Genomic DNA, 17397 nt, shown 5'->3' with positions numbered 1-17397 from the left:
GGCGGCGATACAGAGCGACACAAAGTGCCGGTGCGGCGGCGGAGAGCGGTGAAAACGGCTGCGGGCGAACCTATGTGTCGCTCCGGCGGCGCGATTGTATCAAACTGTATCCTGACGGCCGGAAGCTACATGCATATTCAAAATCGACGACTCGCGACATATCAGGGATACATGCGAAGCGCCTTTTCGGGACCGAGATCCATTCGACAGGAGAGACCGATGTCAGAGCAAATCAACCATCACCGCCGCCGTTTCTTCGGCATGACGGCAGTCGCCCTTGCGGCGGTCGAGTTCGGCGTGGCCGGCACGGCCGCCGCCCAGTCGGCGCCCGCCGCATCCCTGCCTGATGTAAAGGCCGGAACCAACACGTCCTTCGAAGCGCTGAAACAGGTCAAGGCAGGTGTGCTCGACATCGGCTATGCCGAGGCGGGGAAGGCGGATGGCCCTGTCGTATTGCTGCTGCATGGTTGGCCCTATGACATCTACAGTTTCGTCGATGTCGCACCGCTGCTTGCCTCGGCAGGCTACAGGGTGATTGTGCCTTATCTGCGCGGTTACGGGACGACGCGCTTCCTGGACGACGGCACACCTCGCAACGGCCAGCCGTCAGCGCTCGCCGCCGATATGATCGCGCTTCTCGATGCGCTCGATATCGAGAAGGCCGTGATTGCCGGTTACGACTGGGGCGGGCGGACCGCCAATATCATGGCGGCGCTCTGGCCCGAGCGCTGCAAGGCGATGGTTTCGGTGAGCGGGTACCTGATCGGCAGCCAGGAGGCCAACAAGAAGCCGCTTCCGCCGAAGGCCGAACTTGCCTGGTGGTATCAGTTCTATTTTGCCACCGAACGCGGTCGTCAGGGATACGAGAGCAACACCCATGATTTCGCAAAGCTCATCTGGCAAACGGCATCGCCGAAGTGGAATTTCGACGATGCGACATTCGACAGATCGGCCGCTGCCTTCGACAATCCCGACCACGTCGCCATCGTCATTCACAATTATCGCTGGCGCCTGGGGCTTGTTGAAGGTGAGGCCAAGTACGATGCCTACGAGACGACGCTCGCCGCAACGCCTGTCATTTCGGTGCCGACCATCACCATGGAGGGCGATGCAAACGGCGCACCGCATCCCGAGCCTTCCGCTTATGCCGGAAAATTCTCCGGAAAATACGAGCATCGCACGATTGGCGGCGGCATTGGCCACAATCTGCCTCAGGAAGCGCCGCAGGCTTTTGCGCAGGCGGTCATAGACGTCGATCGCTTCTAGGTCGACGATGCCGGTTGCAGAGCCGCGTTGCTCCGGCCGGCGGAATATGCGTAGCTCGCGTCTGTCGCTTCGGCCGGGAACGAAGCGACCGGCGCGGCCGCTTCTATCGTTGGGGAATAGGAAATATGGATCATGTCGATCATATCCTGATCGTCGATGACGATCGCGAAATCCGCGAGCTGGTATCGGGCTATCTTGAGAAGAATGGGTTGCGCACCAGCGTTGCCGCGGACGGGCGGCAGATGCGCAGTTTTCTCGAAGCCAATGCCGTTGACCTGATCGTGCTCGATGTGATGATGCCCGGTGACGACGGGCTGGTGCTCTGCCGCGAGCTTCGCGCCGGCCGGCACAAGGCGATCCCGATCCTGATGCTGACGGCCCGCACCGACGAAATGGACAGGGTCCTCGGACTGGAAATGGGCGCCGACGACTATCTTCCCAAGCCCTTTGCTGCGCGTGAGCTTCTTGCCCGCATCAAAGCGGTGCTGCGGCGGACGCGCATGTTGCCGCCCAACCTGCAGATCAGCGAGGCCGGACAGTTGCTGACTTTCGGCGCCTGGCAGCTCGATACGGTCGCGCGGCATCTCCTCGACAGGGAAGGGACGGCGATTGCGCTCAGCGGCGCCGAATACCGTCTGCTCCGGGTCTTCATCGATCATCCGCAGCGAGTGCTCAATCGCGACCAGCTTCTGAGCCTGACGCAGGGCCGTGACGCCGATCTCTTCGATCGATCGATCGATCTCCTGGTCAGCCGCCTTCGTCAGCGGCTGGGCGACGATGCGCGCGAACCGACCTATATCAAGACGGTGCGCAGCGAAGGTTATGTGTTTTCGATTCCGGTCGAAATATCGGAGCCGCGCCGATGAAGGCGGCAATCCCATTGCGTTCGGGCCTGACGTGGCCGAGCACACTGCGGTCGCGGATCTTCCTGATCCTGCTGATCGGACTTGCCTTGGCCTACGGTCTGTCCTTCAGTGTGCTCTATATGGAGCGCACCATGTCGGCCAAGGCGGTGATGCTCGGCACGCTGGAAAACGACGTGGCAACATCGATCGCGGTTCTCGATCGGCTTCCTCCCGCGGAACGCGGCGACCTGCTCGACCGGCTGAGCCGCGGCAATTATCGTTTCGTGCTCGGACCCGGCCTTCCCGGCGTGCCTGACACATCAAGCAAAGGGGCGGAGATCTCAGGAAAGATCGAGGAGGCGATCGGGCACCGCTTCCCAATCCGTATCGAACGAATTCCTGGCGATGTGAACCGATTGCAGGCGCATCTGACGCTGAGCGACGGAAGCCCTTTGACAATCGACGTCACACCGAAGGGCGTCATGCCGATCGCCGCGTGGCTGCCCTATGTCTTCGTCGTCCAGATGGCGCTGCTCATCCTCTGTACCTGGTTTGCGGTTCGCCAGGCGATCCGGCCGCTTGGCGAGCTTGCCGCCGCCGTCGATGCACTCGATCCGAACAAGGACGGTCCGGCTTTGAGCGAGGCGGGGCCGAGGGAGGTCGCGCATGCGGCGCTGGCTTTCAACGCGATGCGGGAAAGGATCGCCCATTATCTCGAAGAGCGCGTCCAGATATTGGCGGCAATCTCGCATGACCTGCAGACGCCGATCACCCGCATGCGGTTGCGCGCCGACATGGCGGAGGAGTCGCCGGAGAGGGACAAGCTGGTGCATGATCTCGGCGAGATCCAGCGCCTCGTCCAGGACGGCATAGCCTATGCGCGCAGTGCGCACGGCAATGGCGAGAAGAATGCCCGCATTGACCTTGCCTCCTTCATCGACAGCATAGCCTACGACTACCAGGACATTGGAAAGGCCGTCACCGTCGTCGGCCTGGCTGAGGGTGCCGCTTTCACCAAGCCGCATGTCCTTCGCCGCATTCTGTCGAACTTCATCGATAATGCGCTGAAGTTTGCCGGCGCCGCCGAGATCAACGTCGAGCGCAGCCCAGAAAACGATATCGTCATCACGATTATGGACCGTGGGCCTGGAATCCCCGACGATATGCTCGATGCCGCCATGCAGCCATTCTTCCGGCTGGAGCAATCCCGAAACCGGGAGACCGGCGGCACCGGTCTCGGCCTTGCGATCGCCCAGCAGCTGACGGCCAAGATCGGTGGGTCGCTCCGGCTCTATAATCGTGCCGGCGGCGGTCTGGCGGCGGAAATCACCATTCGTTGACGTCGGCGGTCCGCAAAATTCGAGATGTTTGTATGCAAGGATGTCTTCGATATCGGATGCTACATTTTGTGACATTTCGGGCGATTTCGGAAACATGGCGGATATATCCGTCGGCCAAACCACACTCCTTCAACCCGGCCGCGCAGCGCGGCCAGTCGCGTGCAGCGACGCAACACAAGGAGTGTTCCATGACAAAGATCGACAAGGTTCTCTATACCGGCAAGACCCACACGACGGGCGGGCGCGACGGGCGCGTCGCATAGCGACGACGGGCAGCTTGATATCAAGCTTTCGCCTCCGGGCGGCAACCGTGCCGGCACCAATCCCGAACAGCTTTTCGCCGCCGGCTGGTCTGCCTGCTTCATCGGCGCGATCGGCATTGCTGCGGCTAAGCAGAAGATCAGGCTTCCCGCAGATCTTGGCGTCGATACCTAGGTCGATCTCGGGGCGACCGACGGCGACTATTTCCTGCAGGCTCGCCTCAAGGTCAGCCTGCCGGGCATCGAAGCGGATCTGGCAAGGGCGCTTGTGGATGAAGCGCACCGCACCTGCCCCTATTCGAAAGCAACCCGCGGCAATATCAATGTCGAATTGAGCATTGCCTGACTGATGGGATCGATCGCCAAAGGAAACATGACGAGGCCGGTCGGGCCTCGTCGATGGAGGAACTAAATGAGACTGATGATCATCTGCATTCTGGGGGCGACGATTTTCGCAGCGCCCTGCATCTACGATGTAAGCTCACAGGAGCCGTCGCCGCTTGCCGGCCTCGTGACGGCGGCATCCGCAGCTTCATCCTCAGGAGAGCGGCCGCCGCTCCAGCTGCTCTTTTAGATCACCCGGGAGAAAGACAGTGAAACTCTATCAGAACGAAATTTCCTCGGCGACATCCCGAGTCCGCGTCGCGCTCGCCCTGAAAGGACTGACGGCCGAAGCGCTGCCGGTCACCATTCTCGGCGAAGATTCCGAGAGCCGGCAGGCCGGATATCGCAGTGTCAATCCGCAGGGACTCGTGCCAGCCTTGCTGACGGATAGCGGCGTTCTCCTCACCCAGTCACTGGCGATCGTCGAATATCTCGATGAGCTTCAGCCTAGACCGCCATTGCTGCCTGATACAGCGGAAGATAGGGCGCTGGCGCGGTCGATCGCGCTTGCGATCACAGCCGAAATCCATGCGTTGTTGCCGCCACGCATCGGCCTGCATCTTCGCGCCACGTTCCAGGCTGATGCCGATGCCATCATCGCCTGGGATCGTCATTGGGTGGGCGAGGGAATGGCGGCTGTCGAGACGATGATCGCCGGCCGCAGGCAAGGGATCTTCGCCGTCGGCGATCGCCCGAGCATTGCCGATATCTTTCTGTTCCCGCAGTCGATCGGCGCCCGTCGCCTCGGCTTCGATCTCACCCGATGGCCCAATATCGCCGAGATTGTCACCAAGCTGGAGGCGATACCGGCTTTTCGGGATAATGCGCCGGCACCGAGACGATGATGCAATCGATGAAGAAGCGGCCGCAGGTGACTGTGGCCGCTCGCTTCTCTTGTTCGGATGAGAAGTCGCCTTGACGCCCGTTTGCCGCTTTTAGCGGTCGACCCTTGCCTGTAGATGCGCGGGATAACGATCGCCTTCCACCTTGATCGTGGCGAGCGCGCTTTCGATGCTGGCGAGATCCTCGGCCGTCAGTTCCACCTCAGCGGCCTGGATGTTCTCCTCGAGGCGATGCAGCTTGGTGGTGCCGGGGATCGGTACGATCCAGGGCTTCTGCGCCAGCAGCCATGCCAGAGCCACCTGGGCCGAGGTGGCCTTCTTGCGCGCGGCAATCTCCGCCAGAAGATCGACGAGCACCTGGTTGGCCTTTCGCGCCTCCTGAGAAAAGCGCGGCACGACGTTGCGGAAATCCTTGCTGTCGAAGGTGGTCGTCTCGCTGATCGCGCCGGTGAGGAAGCCCTTGCCGAGCGGGCTGAAGGGCACGAAACCGATGCCGAGTTCTTCCAGCGTCGGCAGGATTTCCTGCTCAGGCTCGCGCCACCACAGCGAATATTCGCTCTGCAACGCCGCCACCGGCTGGACGGCATGGGCGCGGCGGATCGTCCGGGCGCCTGCTTCCGAGAGGCCGAAATGCCTGACCTTGCCTTCAGCGATCAGTGCCTTGACCGTGCCGGCGACATCCTCGATCGGAACATCGGGGTCGACTCGATGCTGGTAGAAGAGATCGATGACATCGGTCTTCAAACGCTTCAACGCCTGGTCGGCCACCGTCCGGATCTGCTCCGGCCGGCTGTTCATGCCGCTCTGGCCGCCATTGGCATCGAAGTTGAAACCGAATTTCGTAGCGATCACCACCTCCTCGCGGAAGGGCGCGAGCGCTTCTCCCAGAAGCTCCTCGTTCTTATAAGGGCCATAGGCCTCGGCCGTGTCGAAGAAGGTCACGCCGCGTTCAAACGCCCGCCGAATCAGTGCTGTCGCTTCCTGAATATCCGTCGCCGGGCCATAACCATAACTCAGCCCCATGCAGCCGAGACCGATGGCCGAGACTTGAAGTCCGCTCTTTCCAAGTTCACGCTTCTGCATAGACGTTTCCCTTGCTAACCTTGGTATTGCGTGTCGGTGACATGCTCCATCCAGTCGACAACCTTGCCGTCGAGCTGCTCCTGGATGGCGATATGGGTCATTGCCGTCGTCGGCGATGCGCCGTGCCAATGGCGTTCACCCGGTGCGAACGAGACGACGTCGCCGGCGCGGATTTCCTCGACGGGGCCGCCTTCGCGCTGAACACGGCCGCAGCCGGATGTGACGATCAGCGTCTGGCCGAGCGGATGAGTATGCCAGGCGGTACGGGCGCCGGGCTCGAAGGTGACGCTGGCGCCAGCCGCGCGTGCGGGGTTGGTAGCGGTAAACAGCGGGTCGACATGCACGCTGCCGGTAAACCAATCGGCCGGTCCTTTGGCCGAAGGCTGCGAACCGCTTCGCTTGATCTCCATCTTAGTTTTCCTTTCAATGTCGGGGCGGACATGTCCACTCAAGTAGCAAGGTATTTAGCGCGTGCGCCTGGTCGCGATTAGATGGTATAAACGGCAAGAACCCATGAGAAATTTTCATCAATGCCGCGCCCCGTCGTCAATGACCTCATCGCCTTCCTCGCCATCGCGCGCGCTCAAAGCTTCACCAAAGCGGCGGGCAAGCTCGGTGTGTCGCAATCGGCACTCAGCCACACCATCCGCGGGCTCGAGGAGCGGCTTGGATTGCGATTGCTGACACGCACGACGCGCAGCGTCGCGCCGACGGAGGCCGGCGAACGCCTGCTCCTCTCCATAGGGCCGCGGCTCGACGAGATCGAGAGCGAGCTGGCTGCCTTGAGCGCGTTGCGGGAGAAACCGGCAGGCACCATTCGCATCAATGCCGGCGAGCATGCGGCGGATGCCGTCCTCTGGCCCGCCTTGGAAACGCTCTTGCCCGATTATCCTGATGTCAATGTCGAGATCATCGTCGACTACGGTCTGACTGACATCGTCGCCGAGCGTTACGATGCGGGGGTGCGGCTTGGAGAACAGGTGGCGAAGGACATGATTGCGGTGCGTATCGGCCCCGACATGCGCATGGCCGTGGTCGGCGCTCCGGCCTATTTCGACACCAGGCCAAAGCCGATGACGCCGCAGGACCTCACGGATCACAATTGCATCAATCTGCGTCTGCCGACCTATGGCAGCGTTTATGCCTGGGAGTTCGAGAAGGACGAGCGCGAACTTAGGGTTCGCGTCGAAGGGCAATTGGTTTTCAACAATATAGCGCTGCGGCTGAACGCAGTACTGGCAGGCATGGGGCTCGCCTACATGCCGGAGGACTTGGTCGAGGCACATCTTGCCGACGGGCGGCTGGTGCGAGTCCTCGAAGATTGGTGCCCACCGTTTTCCGGCTATCATCTCTACTATCCGAGCCGCAGACATACGTCGCCGGCATTCGCCCTCGTCGTCGATGCGCTTCGATATCGGGGTTAGATCGCCGATCCCAGCCCCGGATCAGCACGTCGGGATCATACGAGCTTGACTATTTGACATTCCGTCGGTCGCCACTAATTCCCGGTATAAACCGAAGGAAACAATGAATGAATACTGCGATACCTGCCATGAAAGCCCGGACTGGAGTGTCCGGTTTGGACACAATTCTGGCAGGGGGCCTTTCGCCAGGGCACGTGTTTCTCCTGGAGGGAAATCCAGGGGCGGGCAAGACAACGATTGCGCTGCAGTTCCTGATCGAGGGTGCGCGGCTTGGCGAGCAGGGGCTCTACGTCACCCTTTCCGAAACCGAGAGTGAACTCCGCGCCGGTGCCGCATCGCACGGCATGGTGATCGACGGCAATATCGAGGTCTTCGAGGTCGTGCCTCCGGAAAGCCTGCTGGATGCCGACCAGCAGCAGAGCCTGCTTTATTCATCAGACCTAGAACTCGGAGAGACGACAAAGGAGATCTTTGCCGCTTTCGAGCGGATTAAGCCAAGTCGCGTGGTTCTCGACAGCCTGTCGGAGATAAGGCTTCTAGCTCAAAGCTCGCTGCGCTACCGCCGCCAGATCCTTGCGCTCAAACACTACTTTGCCCGGCAGGGGGCGACAGTCCTTTTGCTCGATGATCTGACGTCCGACGTGCTTGATAAAACTGTGCATAGCGTCGTTCACGGAGTCATCCATCTTGAGGAGATGGCGCCGAGCTATGGCGCTGAGCGCCGCCGCCTCAGGATCACGAAATACCGTGGGCAAGCTTTCCGCGGCGGTTTCCACGATTTCACCATTCAAACTGGCGGCGTCGTTGTCTTTCCACGTCTCGTCGCCGCCGAACATCGCTCGAGTTATGTCCGCGACGAGTTATCCTCAAATATTCCGGAACTGGACCTCCTATTAGGCGGTGGGTTGGAGAGAGGTTCCAGTACGCTTATCCTCGGTCCATCCGGTACCGGTAAGAGTACTTTCTCATTCCAATTCTTGGTCGCGGCTGTTGCGCGTGGCGAGAGAGCGGCGGCCTTCATCTTCGACGAAGAGCTTGGCCTGCTTTTTACGCGGCTCAAGGCGCTCGGAATCGATCTCGAGACGCTCAGGAGCAGCGGCCTAATTCACATTGAACAGCTCGACGCCGCTGAACTGTCACCAGGTGAATTCGCGCATCGCGTGCGCGAGTGCGTGGACGAGTCGAATGCCAAGACCGTCATCATCGATAGCATCAACGGCTATCAAGCATCCATGCCGGATGAAAATTCGCTGATCCTTCACATGCATGAGTTGCTTCAATATTTGAACAGGCAAGGCGCCAATACCTTCCTTACCGTTGCACAGCATGGGCTTGTCGGCGACATGAAGGCGCCTGTCGACGTGACCTATCTTGCGGACACAGTCATACTGCTGCGCTACTTCGAGGCTGCGGGGAAGGTGCGGCGAGCGGTCTCGGTGATCAAGAAGAGAACTGGGCTGCATGAGGATACAATCCGAGAGTATCGTATCAACAGTTCCGGGCTGACGTTCGGGGATCCTCTGGTCGGGTTCCAAGGTGTGCTTCGCGGCGTTCCCGAATTTGTTACCGGCGCAGAGCCACTCCTATCGACTGATGGCGGGGGTCGCGGCAATTCCTAACTCCGTAAAGCCGAAAGCATTGATCTATGCTCCCGCCGGACGCGATGCCCAGGTGGCGGTATCGCTAATCGAAGAAGCCGGCCTATCATCGATTGCGGCTGCCGACCTGAATGTCTTTGCCTCTTCACTGAAAGATGACATCGCACTTGGCGTGCTGACCGAAGAGGCCGTTCGCTGGAGCGATTTGAAGCCGATTGCCGCCTGGGTGTCCGCCCAGCCAAGCTGGTCGGATCTGCCATTCATCGTGCTTACCACGCGCGGCGGCGGGCCTGAACGAAATCCGGCCGCTGCGAGGCTTTCCGAGGTTCTCGGCAATGTCACCTTCCTGGAAAGGCCGTTCCATGCGACCTCCTTCATCAGTATTGCGCGGACCGCATTAAAAGGGCGCCTGCGCCAATATGAGGCTCGAGCTCAGCTCGAGGCTTTGGCCGAGGGCGAGCGACGGCTGCAGACGGCGCTTGCAGCCGGTCGTCTTGGGGCGTGGGAGCTGGAGCTATCCTCGATGGCCTTATCAGCCTCGGCCACCTGCAAAGCGGTTTTCGGCCGCAGTCCGGATGAGGACGTCACACGCGACGACCTCATCGCAAGCATCCACCCCGACGACCGGGATCTTGTGCTGGAACGCCTGCGCCGGACGATTGATACTGGACGTGACTATTCGATCGAGCACAGGACGATCTGGCCGGATGGATCGCTGCATTGGACCGAGGTCCATGCGCAGCTCTATTCCGACAGATATGGTTCCGCCAGGAAACTCGTCGGCGTCTGCTCCGATACTACCGCCCGCAAGACCATCGAGGAAAATCTAAGACGGCTCAATGAAAACCTCGAAGAGCGTGTGCGGGAACGGACCAAAGAAGTTAACGCCGCTCACCAAACGCTGCTCGAGGAAGTCGCCCAGCGTGAAAGGGCCGAGGAGCAGCTTCGCCAATCGCAAAAGATGGAGGCGATCGGCCAGTTGACCGGCGGCGTTGCCCACGATTTCAACAATCTGCTAATGGTCGTTCTTGGAAATCTGGAGCTGCTCGGCAAGCATGTTGTCGGAGATGCCAAGGCGACGCGTCTGGTCGATGGGGCGCTTCAGGGGGCGCGGCGCGGGGCGGCGTTGACGCAACGGCTGCTGGCTTTTGCCAGACAGCAGGATCTGCAGGTCAAGCCCGTCGATCTGACCGAGCTGGTCTCCGGCATGAAAGACCTGCTGCGGCGCTCGGTTGGATCCTCGATCAGCATCGAAATCAATGTGCCGACAAGCCTGCCGCCGGCACTGGTCGATGCGAACCAGCTCGAATTGGCGCTGCTCAACCTGGCGGTCAATGCCCGCGATGCGATGCCGGACGGAGGGACGCTGTCCATCTCGCTGCGCGAGGAAAATGTTGCCGGCGATAAGGGTGATCTCGGCGAGGGCCCCTATCTTGTTTTGGCGGTGGCCGACTGCGGCACCGGCATGGACGCGGAGACCCTGAAGAAGGCCGTCGATCCGTTCTTCTCGACCAAGGAACTCGGAAAGGGCACGGGCCTGGGCTTATCGATGATCCATGGACTTGCCGTTCAGCTCAATGGCGCACTTCGTCTGACAAGCGAGCTTGGGGTGGGAACGACTGCGGAATTGTGGCTTCCGGCGACGGCCTGGCGAACAGAGGTGCTGGCCGAGTCGGAGGTGACTGTTGAGCAAGCCGCATCCAGACTGAAGATCCTCTTGGTCGATGACGACGCCTTGATCGCCATGAGTTCGGTCGACATGCTTGAAGATCTCGGCCACGAGGTCGTCGAAGCAAATTCCGGCTCGCAGGCACTGGACCTGATCAGCAGCGGTCAGCATTTCGACCTTGTCATCTCTGACTATTCGATGCCTGGTATGACCGGCGCGCAGCTTGCCCAGGCCGCGCGGGACATTTATCCGGCGTTGCCGATCGTGCTGGCGACAGGTTACGCCGATCTTCCCTCTGGCACCGATATCGATCTACCGAGATTGGCAAAGCCCTATAATCAGGCTCAGCTCGCCAAGGAAATCGCCAAGGCGATGGCACGCGAAACGGCTCCGCTTCCTAGATCCGGCGGCGGCGACGCAGGTGGTTCAAAGCCTCGCCTGTCCAAGGCCAACGATGTCAGTGATGAAATCGGCGATGGCGCCTGTGTCGTCTAGATCGAAGACCGGCAGGGCCGTATCGATTACGGCATGATCGGCGGCGATGGCGCAGATATGGGGATCGCTCGGCGCCAGCGGTTCGCGATTGGCGGCCTCCAGGCGGCGGGCCTCGATCTTCGGGATCGGCTCACGCTTGTAGCCTTCGATCAGCACGAGGTCGCAGGGGGCGAGGCGGGCGAGGATCTCCTCGAACTGAGGTTCAGGCGCGCCGCGCAGCTCGTGCATGATGGCGTAGCGGGTGCCGGAGACGATGGCGACCTCGTGGGCGCCGGCCTGGCGGTGGCGGTAGCTGTCGGCCCCGACCTTGTCGATGTCGAAATCATGATGGGCGTGCTTGATCGTCGAGATCCTGTAGCCGCGGCGGGTGAACTCCGTCACCAGCCGGACGGCGAGACCCGTCTTGCCCGAGTTCTTCCAGCCGGCGATGCCGAAGATTTTCGGTGCGGTCATCCGCGAAGGGCCTCCAGCCAGCGTTCCGCCTCGACGAGATCGTCGGGCGTGTTGATGTTGAAGAAGGGATCGAGCAGGCTGGCACGAGTCGGATGCAGCGGGAACGCCACTTCCGTTACGTCATGCCGTAACAGGAAGTCACGCACACGCCGCTTCTCGTCGCTGGCGATCCAGGCCTCGAGATCGGCGGCCAGCGTCACCGGCCAAAGCCCGAAGACGGGATGGCTGCGGCCCTCGGAGACGGCAATGGCGATTTGCGAGGGGTGTTCGACCGCTGCGGTAAGCCGGGCGACGAGATCGGCCGGGAAGAACGGGCAATCGACCGAGACCGTCACGACATGGGTGATCGAGGGAAGGCCGGCGGCATAGGCCATCGCCGCATGGATGCCGGCCATCGGCCCGGCCTTGCCGGGAAAACGGTCGGGAACGACAGGCACGTCCCCGGCGGCGGCATCGGCATTGACGGCAACGAGCAAGGCCTGCTGCGAGAGCCGGGTCAACACATGGCGGAGCAGGCTCTCGGTCCCAAGCATCACGCCTGCCTTGTCGCGGCCCATGCGCTGCGAGCGGCCGCCGGCCAGCACGACGCCTGCTATGTGAGATTTATCCAACGAGAATTCAGCCATCATCCTTCCTCAGCCATCATCTGCTTCAGACGGGCGCGCGCGGCGCGGATTCCTGCGCAATCGGCGACACACGGCGCTTAGCCTCACGATAGAATGTATAGAGGCCGGAGGCGATGACGATCGCAGCCCCGACGAGCGTCCAGCTGTCAGGCACTTCGGCGAAGAAAATGAAGCCGAGCAGAGAGGAGAAGATCAGGCTGGTATAGCGGAATGGCGCGACGAAGGAGATTTCGCCGGTGCGCATGGCGAGGATGACCGACTGGTAGCCGACGAGCACCAGCACCGATGCGAGCACGAGATGCCCAAGGGCGTTAGCGCTGACCGGCTGCCAGCCGCCGAGCACCGGGATGAGGAGCGCGCCGAAGAACGAGGCTGATATGGCTGTGATGACGGTTATCATCAGCGAGGGAATCTCCGGACTGATGCTCCGGGTGGCGAGATCGCGGCCGGCCGTCGTCAACACGGCGGCGACGCAGAGGAGGGCGGCGGCAGTGAATCCCTCAGGGCCGGGGCGGATGATGATCATCACGCCGACGAGGCCGACGAGGATCGCCGACCAGCGCCGCCAACCGACCGGCTCGCTGAAGAAGAGCGCCGCACCGAAGGTGACGACCAACGGCAGCGATTGCAGGATCGCCGAGGCATTGGCGATCGGCATCATGCCGAGCGCGGTGATATAGGTGACGGCGGAAAGCGTCTCGCAGATGATCCTGAAGATGATCATCGGCTCTAGCATGATGCGCCAGGAACGCAGCGCGCCCATTTTCCAGGCGATCAGATAGACAAGCAGGCTGGTGAAGAGGCCGCGCAGGAACATGATCTCGCCGGCGTTCATATAGGCGATCACCGATTTGGACAGAGCGTCGCTTGCAGAAAAGCCGGCCATCGCCATGCTCATACAGATGGCGCCCTCAGTATTGCGTGACCGCGGCATGAAGAGATTCCCGTTACCTGTGCGCTCCTTTTAATCGCGAAGATTCATCAAGGGAATCGGATGAATGTCACACAAAGCATAAATCGATGATGCGGTGCACAATGGTGCTGACGTCGACGCAGGCGCGTCGGTGGAGATCGCGACAAATCACCGTTTGATAAGGTGAATTCCGATACTTCCAGCGCAGCGATCAAGGTTCAAACCTGTCCCGCGGTGGCTGACGCTCAGACCGACATCGTCGGTCGTAAGCGGTTTTTCTTTTCCTGCGCGGGAAACGGGTGGCTGCATCGCCTGATGTTTGAGATCTCAGATGCCGCAAAACGAAGGAGAAACCGACATGACACTTCTGAATGGCAAGATCGCCATCATCACCGGCGCAAGCTCCGGCATCGGCCGCGCGGCGGCGAAACTCTTTGCGTGGGAAGGCGCCAAGCTCGTGGTCACCGGCCGGCGACAGGACGCGCTTGATGCCGTCATTGCCGAAATCGAGGCGGAAGGCGGGCAGGCCGTCGCCATATCAGGCGATGTCAGGGACGAGGCGCTGCAGGCAAGGCTTGTCGAGACGGCGGTCTCGCGCTTCGGCGGGCTCGATATCGCCTTCAACAATGCCGGCGTCATTGGCGAGATGGGGCCGGTGACAGGGCTTTCGCTGGAGGCATGGCGCGAGACGATCGAGACCAACCTCACCGCCGCCTTCCTCGGCGCCAAGCACCAGGCGGCGGCAATGGGAGCGCGCGGGGGATCGCTGATCTTCACCTCGACTTTCGTCGGCCACACCGCCGGAATGCCGGGCATGGCCGCTTATGCCGCCGGCAAGGCGGGGCTTATCGGCCTCGTGCAGGTGCTCGCCGCCGAACTCGGGAGGCAGAACGTTCGCGTCAACGCACTGCTGCCCGGCGGCACAGACACGCCAATGAGCATCACCAACGCGCCGGACGCCACGCCGGAACTGCTCGCCTTCGTGGTGGGACTGCATGCGCTGAAACGCATGGCGCAACCCAAAGAGATCGCCAATGCAGCGCTCTTCCTGGCCTCCGACATGTCGAGCTTCGTGACCGGCACGGCGATGCTGGCGGATGGCGGGGTTTCGATCAGCCGGACTTGAGGCGGACAAACGAAGTGCCGTCAGAGTCATCACTGCGGCACGTTCTTTGTTGCGGCGGCCTATGCCGCCGCAACAAAGGCATCGATCAGGCGACTTCGCGGACGTCTTTTGCCGCCTGGCGTTCGAGATAGGCAACCAGATCCTCGATGGTGACGAGCAGGAGGTTATGGCGTTTTGCAAAAAGGATGAGGTCGGGGAGCCGCGACATGGTTCCGTCGTCATTGGCGACTTCGCAGATGACGCCGGCCGGGGTCTTTCCGGCGAGGCGGGCGAGATCGACGGCAGCTTCGGTGTGGCCTGGACGGCCGAGCACGCCGCGGGGGTTGGCGCGCAACGGGAAGATATGGCCGGGGCGAGCGAAATCGGAGGGCTTTGTGCGATCGTCGACCAGGGCGCGGACAGTCGCGGCGCGATCGGCTGCCGAGATGCCGGTCGTTGTGCCCTTGAGATAGTCGACCGAGACCGTGAAGGCGGTTTTGTGCGATTCCGTATTGTTGGGCACCATCAGCGGGATATCGAGCGCATCGAGACGCTCGCCTTCCATGGCGATGCAGACGAGTCCGCGAGCATGGGTCATCATGAAGGCGATTGTTTCAGGTGTGACCGCTTGGGCGGCGACCACGATATCGCCCTCGTTTTCCCTGTCCTGGTCGTCGACGACGACGACCATCTCACCACGGGCAATGGCTGATATGGCATCTTCAATTCTTGCGATAGTCATGCTGTCTGGCCTTTCAAGGGTTATGTCAGCGGGCTGACATGGTCTGCTCGGCTCAATCCGTGAGCGAGCCTTCTTCCCTTGGGCGAACAAACGTCAGCCGACTCCGGGAGGGAGTACGACTGCCCGTGTTGTCCTCTTCCATCCGGACTATACCGTCGGCTCCGGCATCTCACCGGATCTGCTGACCTTCAGGCAATTCAAAGTGCTGCAGCGTCCTTTACGCGTCTGAAAGACGCGCGGTGCTGTAGTGCCGGAAGCGCTCGCGGGCTCCAAGATTGCTCCTGATACCGCCGGTGGGGAATTACACCCCGCCCTGAGAACATTGCAAAGATAGGATCAAAAACAGGCCGGTGGCAAGGTCACTCGACCGGCAAAAATGCAAAGCTGCCCTAACGCCGATGGACACACTGTTCACACGGAGGCGACGACCGTGTCGCCTTCCGCGCTTGTTCCATGCATGTCGTTGTGCCAAAACCGCTGCACACTTTTAGCCGACCTGCATCAGGACATGATCAGGCCACCGTCGACATTGATCGTCTGGCCGGTGATATAGGCGGCATCCTCGCTGGCGAGGAAGGTCACCAGGCCGGCGACGTCTTCGCCGGAGCCGGCCCGTTTCATCGGGATGCCCTCGACCCATTCCTTCATCAATTCGCCGGGAGCGTAGTTGCCGAGCAGCTTGCCCCAGGCCTGGTCGTTATAGGCCCACATGTCGGTCTCGATGATGCCGGGGCAGAAGGCGTTGACCGTGATCTTCTCGGTCGCGACTTCCTTGGCCAGGCTCTGGGTGATGCCGACGACCCCCATTTTCGAGGCGGCGTAATGCGGCGTGTAGATGAAGCCGTCACGGGCCTGGCCGGAAGCGGTGTTGATGATGCGGCCGCCGCGCTTGTGCTTGCGCATTCTTGATATCGCCTCCTGGGCGCACAGGAAGACCCCCTTGGTGTTGACGGCCATGACCTTGTCCCACTCATTTTCGGTCAGATCCTCGATGCGGGCAATGGTGATGACGCCGGCATTCTGGATCGAGACGTCGACCGAGCCGAATTCCCTCTCGGCGGCATCGTAGAGGGCGGTGACGCTCGCCTTGTCGGTGACGTCGCCGATGAAGGAGATCGCCTTGCCGCCTTCGGCCCGGATCTGTTCGGCAACGCCGTGAACCAGGTCCTCGTTGGCCGAGACGACGAGATTGGCGCCCTCGCGCGCAAATCGTCTAGCGATGGCGGCGCCGATGCCGCGGCTACCCCCGGTAATGACGACGGTCTTCTGCTCAAAGCGTTTCATGCTCTTTCCTTGTCCATCGATAAACAGCAAATCTGGGTGCGACCTACCGTGCGATCATTATTGGATCTCAACCGCTTGTCGCGAATTCAGGCAGTCTTGAGCGCCGATGACGGCCCGAGCCCTCATTCCGTTCGATCAGCGCGAAGGGCGGGCAGACGACGATATCGCACGCCGTCATACCCGTTAGTCCCTTCAGCGCCTCGATCTCAGCTAGGGAGGAAGCGAGACCGGTCACTTTCCAGCGGCGGTAATGAGCTTTCTCATCACCAGCAGCAGAAACCGCCGTCGACGAGAAGATCGACGCCGGTCACGAAACTTGCCGCATTCGACAGCAGGAACACAGCCGGACCGACCATCTCGTCGACTGTTGCCATGCGCTGCATCGGCGTCTGCTCTTCGAAGAGCTTGGTCTGGTGGACCATCTCCGGGCGGGTGTTCATGGGCGTTGCCGTGTATCCGGGGGAGATGGTGTTGACGCGAATGCCGCGGTCGACCCATTCCATCGCCATAGACTTCGACATATGGATCACGCCCGCCTTGGAGGCGTTATAGTGCGCTTGGTTCAGCCCCCGGTTTACGATCACACCCGACATAGAGGCGATGTTCACGATGGAGCCGCGTCCGTTCTTCAGCATGGCGCGGGCCTCGGCCTGGCAGGAAAGAAAGATGCCTTTGAGGTTGATATCCATCAACGTCTGATATTGGTCCTCCTCCATCTCTTCCGCCGGGTTCGCGTTAGCGATGCCTGCAGCGTTCACAGCAAGCGTCAGCGCGCCGAGATCCGCTTCGGTCCGTGCTACGGCCTCTCCAAGGGAAGATTTGCTCGTGACATCCGCCGCGATCTGGATCGAGCGGCGACCGGCGGCGCGAATATGTTCAGCCGTCTTGACCAGTCCGTCGTCGGTTCGGCGGTCGAGCAGCGCCACGTCGGCGCCGCATTGCGCAAGGCCGATGGCAATGTGCTGACCAATGCCGCTGCCGGCTCCGGTAACGATGGCAACCTGGCCGCTGAGATCGAAAAGCTTCGGGGCGTTCAGAGTGATGTCGGACACCGCTCTTCCTTTCTCT

17 protein-coding genes, 1 pseudogene and 1 riboswitch are annotated in these 17397 nt (G+C 61.2%); of the genes and pseudogenes, 10 read left to right on the top strand and 8 right to left on the bottom strand.

Features of this window, described 5'->3' with window-relative positions; genetic code table 11:
• Positions 1-219: 219 nt before the first annotated feature.
• The 6 genes and pseudogenes from N2600_RS12025 (at position 220) to maiA (ending at position 4940) form a co-directional block, all read left to right on the top strand.
• The gene (locus N2600_RS12025) at positions 220-1266 is read left to right on the top strand and encodes an alpha/beta fold hydrolase (RefSeq protein ID WP_222294624.1); all 1047 of its coding nucleotides are present in this window, start codon (positions 220-222) and stop codon (positions 1264-1266) included.
• 125 nt (positions 1267-1391) lie between these two features.
• Positions 1392-2132 (top strand): response regulator, encoded by a 741-nt coding sequence (locus tag N2600_RS12020; protein WP_170261080.1) that lies wholly within the window; start codon positions 1392-1394, stop codon positions 2130-2132.
• Positions 2129-3451: a sensor histidine kinase gene (locus N2600_RS12015; RefSeq protein WP_260298810.1), complete on the top strand. Its 1323-nt coding sequence runs from the start codon at positions 2129-2131 to the stop codon at positions 3449-3451. Before N2600_RS12020 ends, N2600_RS12015 begins: the two co-directional genes overlap by 4 nt.
• Positions 3452-3639: 188 nt before the next feature.
• Positions 3640-4057: pseudogene (locus N2600_RS12010) on the top strand (organic hydroperoxide resistance protein).
• A 66-nt stretch (positions 4058-4123) separates the two neighbouring features.
• A complete protein-coding gene (locus N2600_RS12005) occupies positions 4124-4285 on the top strand; it encodes a hypothetical protein (protein ID WP_172643366.1) in 162 nt (53 codons plus the stop codon).
• 19 nt (positions 4286-4304) lie between these two features.
• Positions 4305-4940: a maleylacetoacetate isomerase gene (maiA, locus tag N2600_RS12000; protein ID WP_260058874.1), complete on the top strand. Its 636-nt coding sequence runs from the start codon at positions 4305-4307 to the stop codon at positions 4938-4940.
• A gap of 90 nt (positions 4941-5030) precedes the next feature.
• Here the strand turns inward: maiA and N2600_RS11995 are convergent, their stop codons facing one another.
• Together N2600_RS11995 and N2600_RS11990 are read right to left on the bottom strand one after the other, a co-directional pair.
• Complete coding sequence (locus N2600_RS11995; protein ID WP_260298809.1) at positions 5031-6020, bottom strand: aldo/keto reductase; 990 nt, start codon at positions 6018-6020, stop codon at positions 5031-5033.
• A gap of 14 nt (positions 6021-6034) precedes the next feature.
• Positions 6035-6430, bottom strand: coding sequence for a (R)-mandelonitrile lyase (locus N2600_RS11990; protein ID WP_260298808.1), 396 nt, complete (start codon positions 6428-6430; stop codon positions 6035-6037).
• Positions 6431-6550: 120 nt separating this feature from the next.
• Between N2600_RS11990 and N2600_RS11985 the strand changes: the two genes are divergently transcribed.
• The 3 genes from N2600_RS11985 (at position 6551) to N2600_RS11975 (ending at position 11206) form a co-directional block, all read left to right on the top strand.
• Positions 6551-7444 (top strand): LysR family transcriptional regulator, encoded by an 894-nt coding sequence (locus N2600_RS11985; RefSeq protein WP_260298807.1) that lies wholly within the window; start codon positions 6551-6553, stop codon positions 7442-7444.
• A 107-nt stretch (positions 7445-7551) separates the two neighbouring features.
• Entirely contained in the window at positions 7552-9063 is a 1512-nt protein-coding gene (locus N2600_RS11980) for an ATPase domain-containing protein (protein WP_017964592.1), read from the top strand.
• Complete coding sequence (locus N2600_RS11975) at positions 9038-11206, top strand: hybrid sensor histidine kinase/response regulator (protein WP_260298834.1); 2169 nt, start codon at positions 9038-9040, stop codon at positions 11204-11206. Before N2600_RS11980 ends, N2600_RS11975 begins: the two co-directional genes overlap by 26 nt.
• Here the strand turns inward: N2600_RS11975 and mobB are convergent.
• The 3 genes from mobB to N2600_RS11960 are packed head-to-tail and all read right to left on the bottom strand — an operon-like array spanning position 11138 to position 13219.
• On the bottom strand, positions 11138-11659 hold the full coding sequence (gene mobB / locus N2600_RS11970) for a molybdopterin-guanine dinucleotide biosynthesis protein B (RefSeq protein ID WP_017964590.1): 522 nt from the start codon (positions 11657-11659) through the stop codon (positions 11138-11140). The genes N2600_RS11975 and mobB overlap by 69 nt on opposite strands.
• A complete protein-coding gene (gene mobA, locus N2600_RS11965) occupies positions 11656-12285 on the bottom strand; it encodes a molybdenum cofactor guanylyltransferase MobA (RefSeq protein ID WP_020486094.1) in 630 nt (209 codons plus the stop codon). Before mobA ends, mobB begins: the two co-directional genes overlap by 4 nt.
• Positions 12286-12310: 25 nt before the next feature.
• Entirely contained in the window at positions 12311-13219 is a 909-nt protein-coding gene (locus N2600_RS11960; RefSeq protein ID WP_260298806.1) for a DMT family transporter, read from the bottom strand.
• 337 nt (positions 13220-13556) lie between these two features.
• On the opposite strand from N2600_RS11960, the gene N2600_RS11955 reads away from it, so the two are divergent.
• On the top strand, positions 13557-14324 hold the full coding sequence (locus N2600_RS11955) for an SDR family oxidoreductase (protein WP_162117735.1): 768 nt from the start codon (positions 13557-13559) through the stop codon (positions 14322-14324).
• Between the two features lie 85 nt (positions 14325-14409).
• On the opposite strand, the gene ribB is transcribed toward N2600_RS11955, so the two are convergent.
• From ribB to N2600_RS11940, 3 genes are all read right to left on the bottom strand, one after another.
• The gene (gene ribB / locus N2600_RS11950) at positions 14410-15045 is read right to left on the bottom strand and encodes a 3,4-dihydroxy-2-butanone-4-phosphate synthase (RefSeq protein ID WP_162117736.1); all 636 of its coding nucleotides are present in this window, start codon (positions 15043-15045) and stop codon (positions 14410-14412) included.
• A gap of 126 nt (positions 15046-15171) precedes the next feature.
• Positions 15172-15370: riboswitch (FMN riboswitch) on the bottom strand.
• A 176-nt stretch (positions 15371-15546) separates the two neighbouring features.
• Entirely contained in the window at positions 15547-16329 is a 783-nt protein-coding gene (locus N2600_RS11945) for a glucose 1-dehydrogenase (RefSeq protein ID WP_260298805.1), read from the bottom strand.
• Positions 16330-16592: 263 nt separating this feature from the next.
• Positions 16593-17381, bottom strand: a complete 789-nt coding sequence (locus tag N2600_RS11940) for an SDR family oxidoreductase (RefSeq protein WP_260298804.1) — start codon at positions 17379-17381, stop codon at positions 16593-16595.
• Between the last annotated feature and the right edge of the window lie 16 nt (positions 17382-17397).

This window comes from Rhizobium sp. WSM1274 (genome assembly GCF_025200775.1).
Taxonomy (GTDB): Bacteria; Pseudomonadota; Alphaproteobacteria; order Rhizobiales; family Rhizobiaceae; genus Rhizobium; species Rhizobium leguminosarum_I.
This window is presented reverse-complemented; position numbering and strand designations above follow the sequence as displayed.

Coding starts and splice junctions, on each gene's coding strand:
- N2600_RS12025 (WP_222294624.1), top strand. CDS start 220: ATGTCAGAGCAAATCAACCATCACCGCCGCCGTTTCTTCGGCATGACG.
- N2600_RS12020 (WP_170261080.1), top strand. CDS start 1,392: ATGGATCATGTCGATCATATCCTGATCGTCGATGACGATCGCGAAATC.
- N2600_RS12015 (WP_260298810.1), top strand. CDS start 2,129: ATGAAGGCGGCAATCCCATTGCGTTCGGGCCTGACGTGGCCGAGCACA.
- N2600_RS12005 (WP_172643366.1), top strand. CDS start 4,124: ATGAGACTGATGATCATCTGCATTCTGGGGGCGACGATTTTCGCAGCG.
- N2600_RS11995 (WP_260298809.1), bottom strand. CDS start 6,020: ATGCAGAAGCGTGAACTTGGAAAGAGCGGACTTCAAGTCTCGGCCATC.
- N2600_RS11990 (WP_260298808.1), bottom strand. CDS start 6,430: ATGGAGATCAAGCGAAGCGGTTCGCAGCCTTCGGCCAAAGGACCGGCC.
- N2600_RS11985 (WP_260298807.1), top strand. CDS start 6,551: ATGCCGCGCCCCGTCGTCAATGACCTCATCGCCTTCCTCGCCATCGCG.
- N2600_RS11980 (WP_017964592.1), top strand. CDS start 7,552: ATGAATACTGCGATACCTGCCATGAAAGCCCGGACTGGAGTGTCCGGT.
- N2600_RS11975 (WP_260298834.1), top strand. CDS start 9,038: ATGGCGGGGGTCGCGGCAATTCCTAACTCCGTAAAGCCGAAAGCATTG.
- mobB (WP_017964590.1), bottom strand. CDS start 11,659: ATGACCGCACCGAAAATCTTCGGCATCGCCGGCTGGAAGAACTCGGGC.
- mobA (WP_020486094.1), bottom strand. CDS start 12,285: ATGGCTGAATTCTCGTTGGATAAATCTCACATAGCAGGCGTCGTGCTG.
- N2600_RS11960 (WP_260298806.1), bottom strand. CDS start 13,219: ATGCCGCGGTCACGCAATACTGAGGGCGCCATCTGTATGAGCATGGCG.
- N2600_RS11955 (WP_162117735.1), top strand. CDS start 13,557: ATGACACTTCTGAATGGCAAGATCGCCATCATCACCGGCGCAAGCTCC.
- ribB (WP_162117736.1), bottom strand. CDS start 15,045: ATGACTATCGCAAGAATTGAAGATGCCATATCAGCCATTGCCCGTGGT.
- N2600_RS11945 (WP_260298805.1), bottom strand. CDS start 16,329: ATGAAACGCTTTGAGCAGAAGACCGTCGTCATTACCGGGGGTAGCCGC.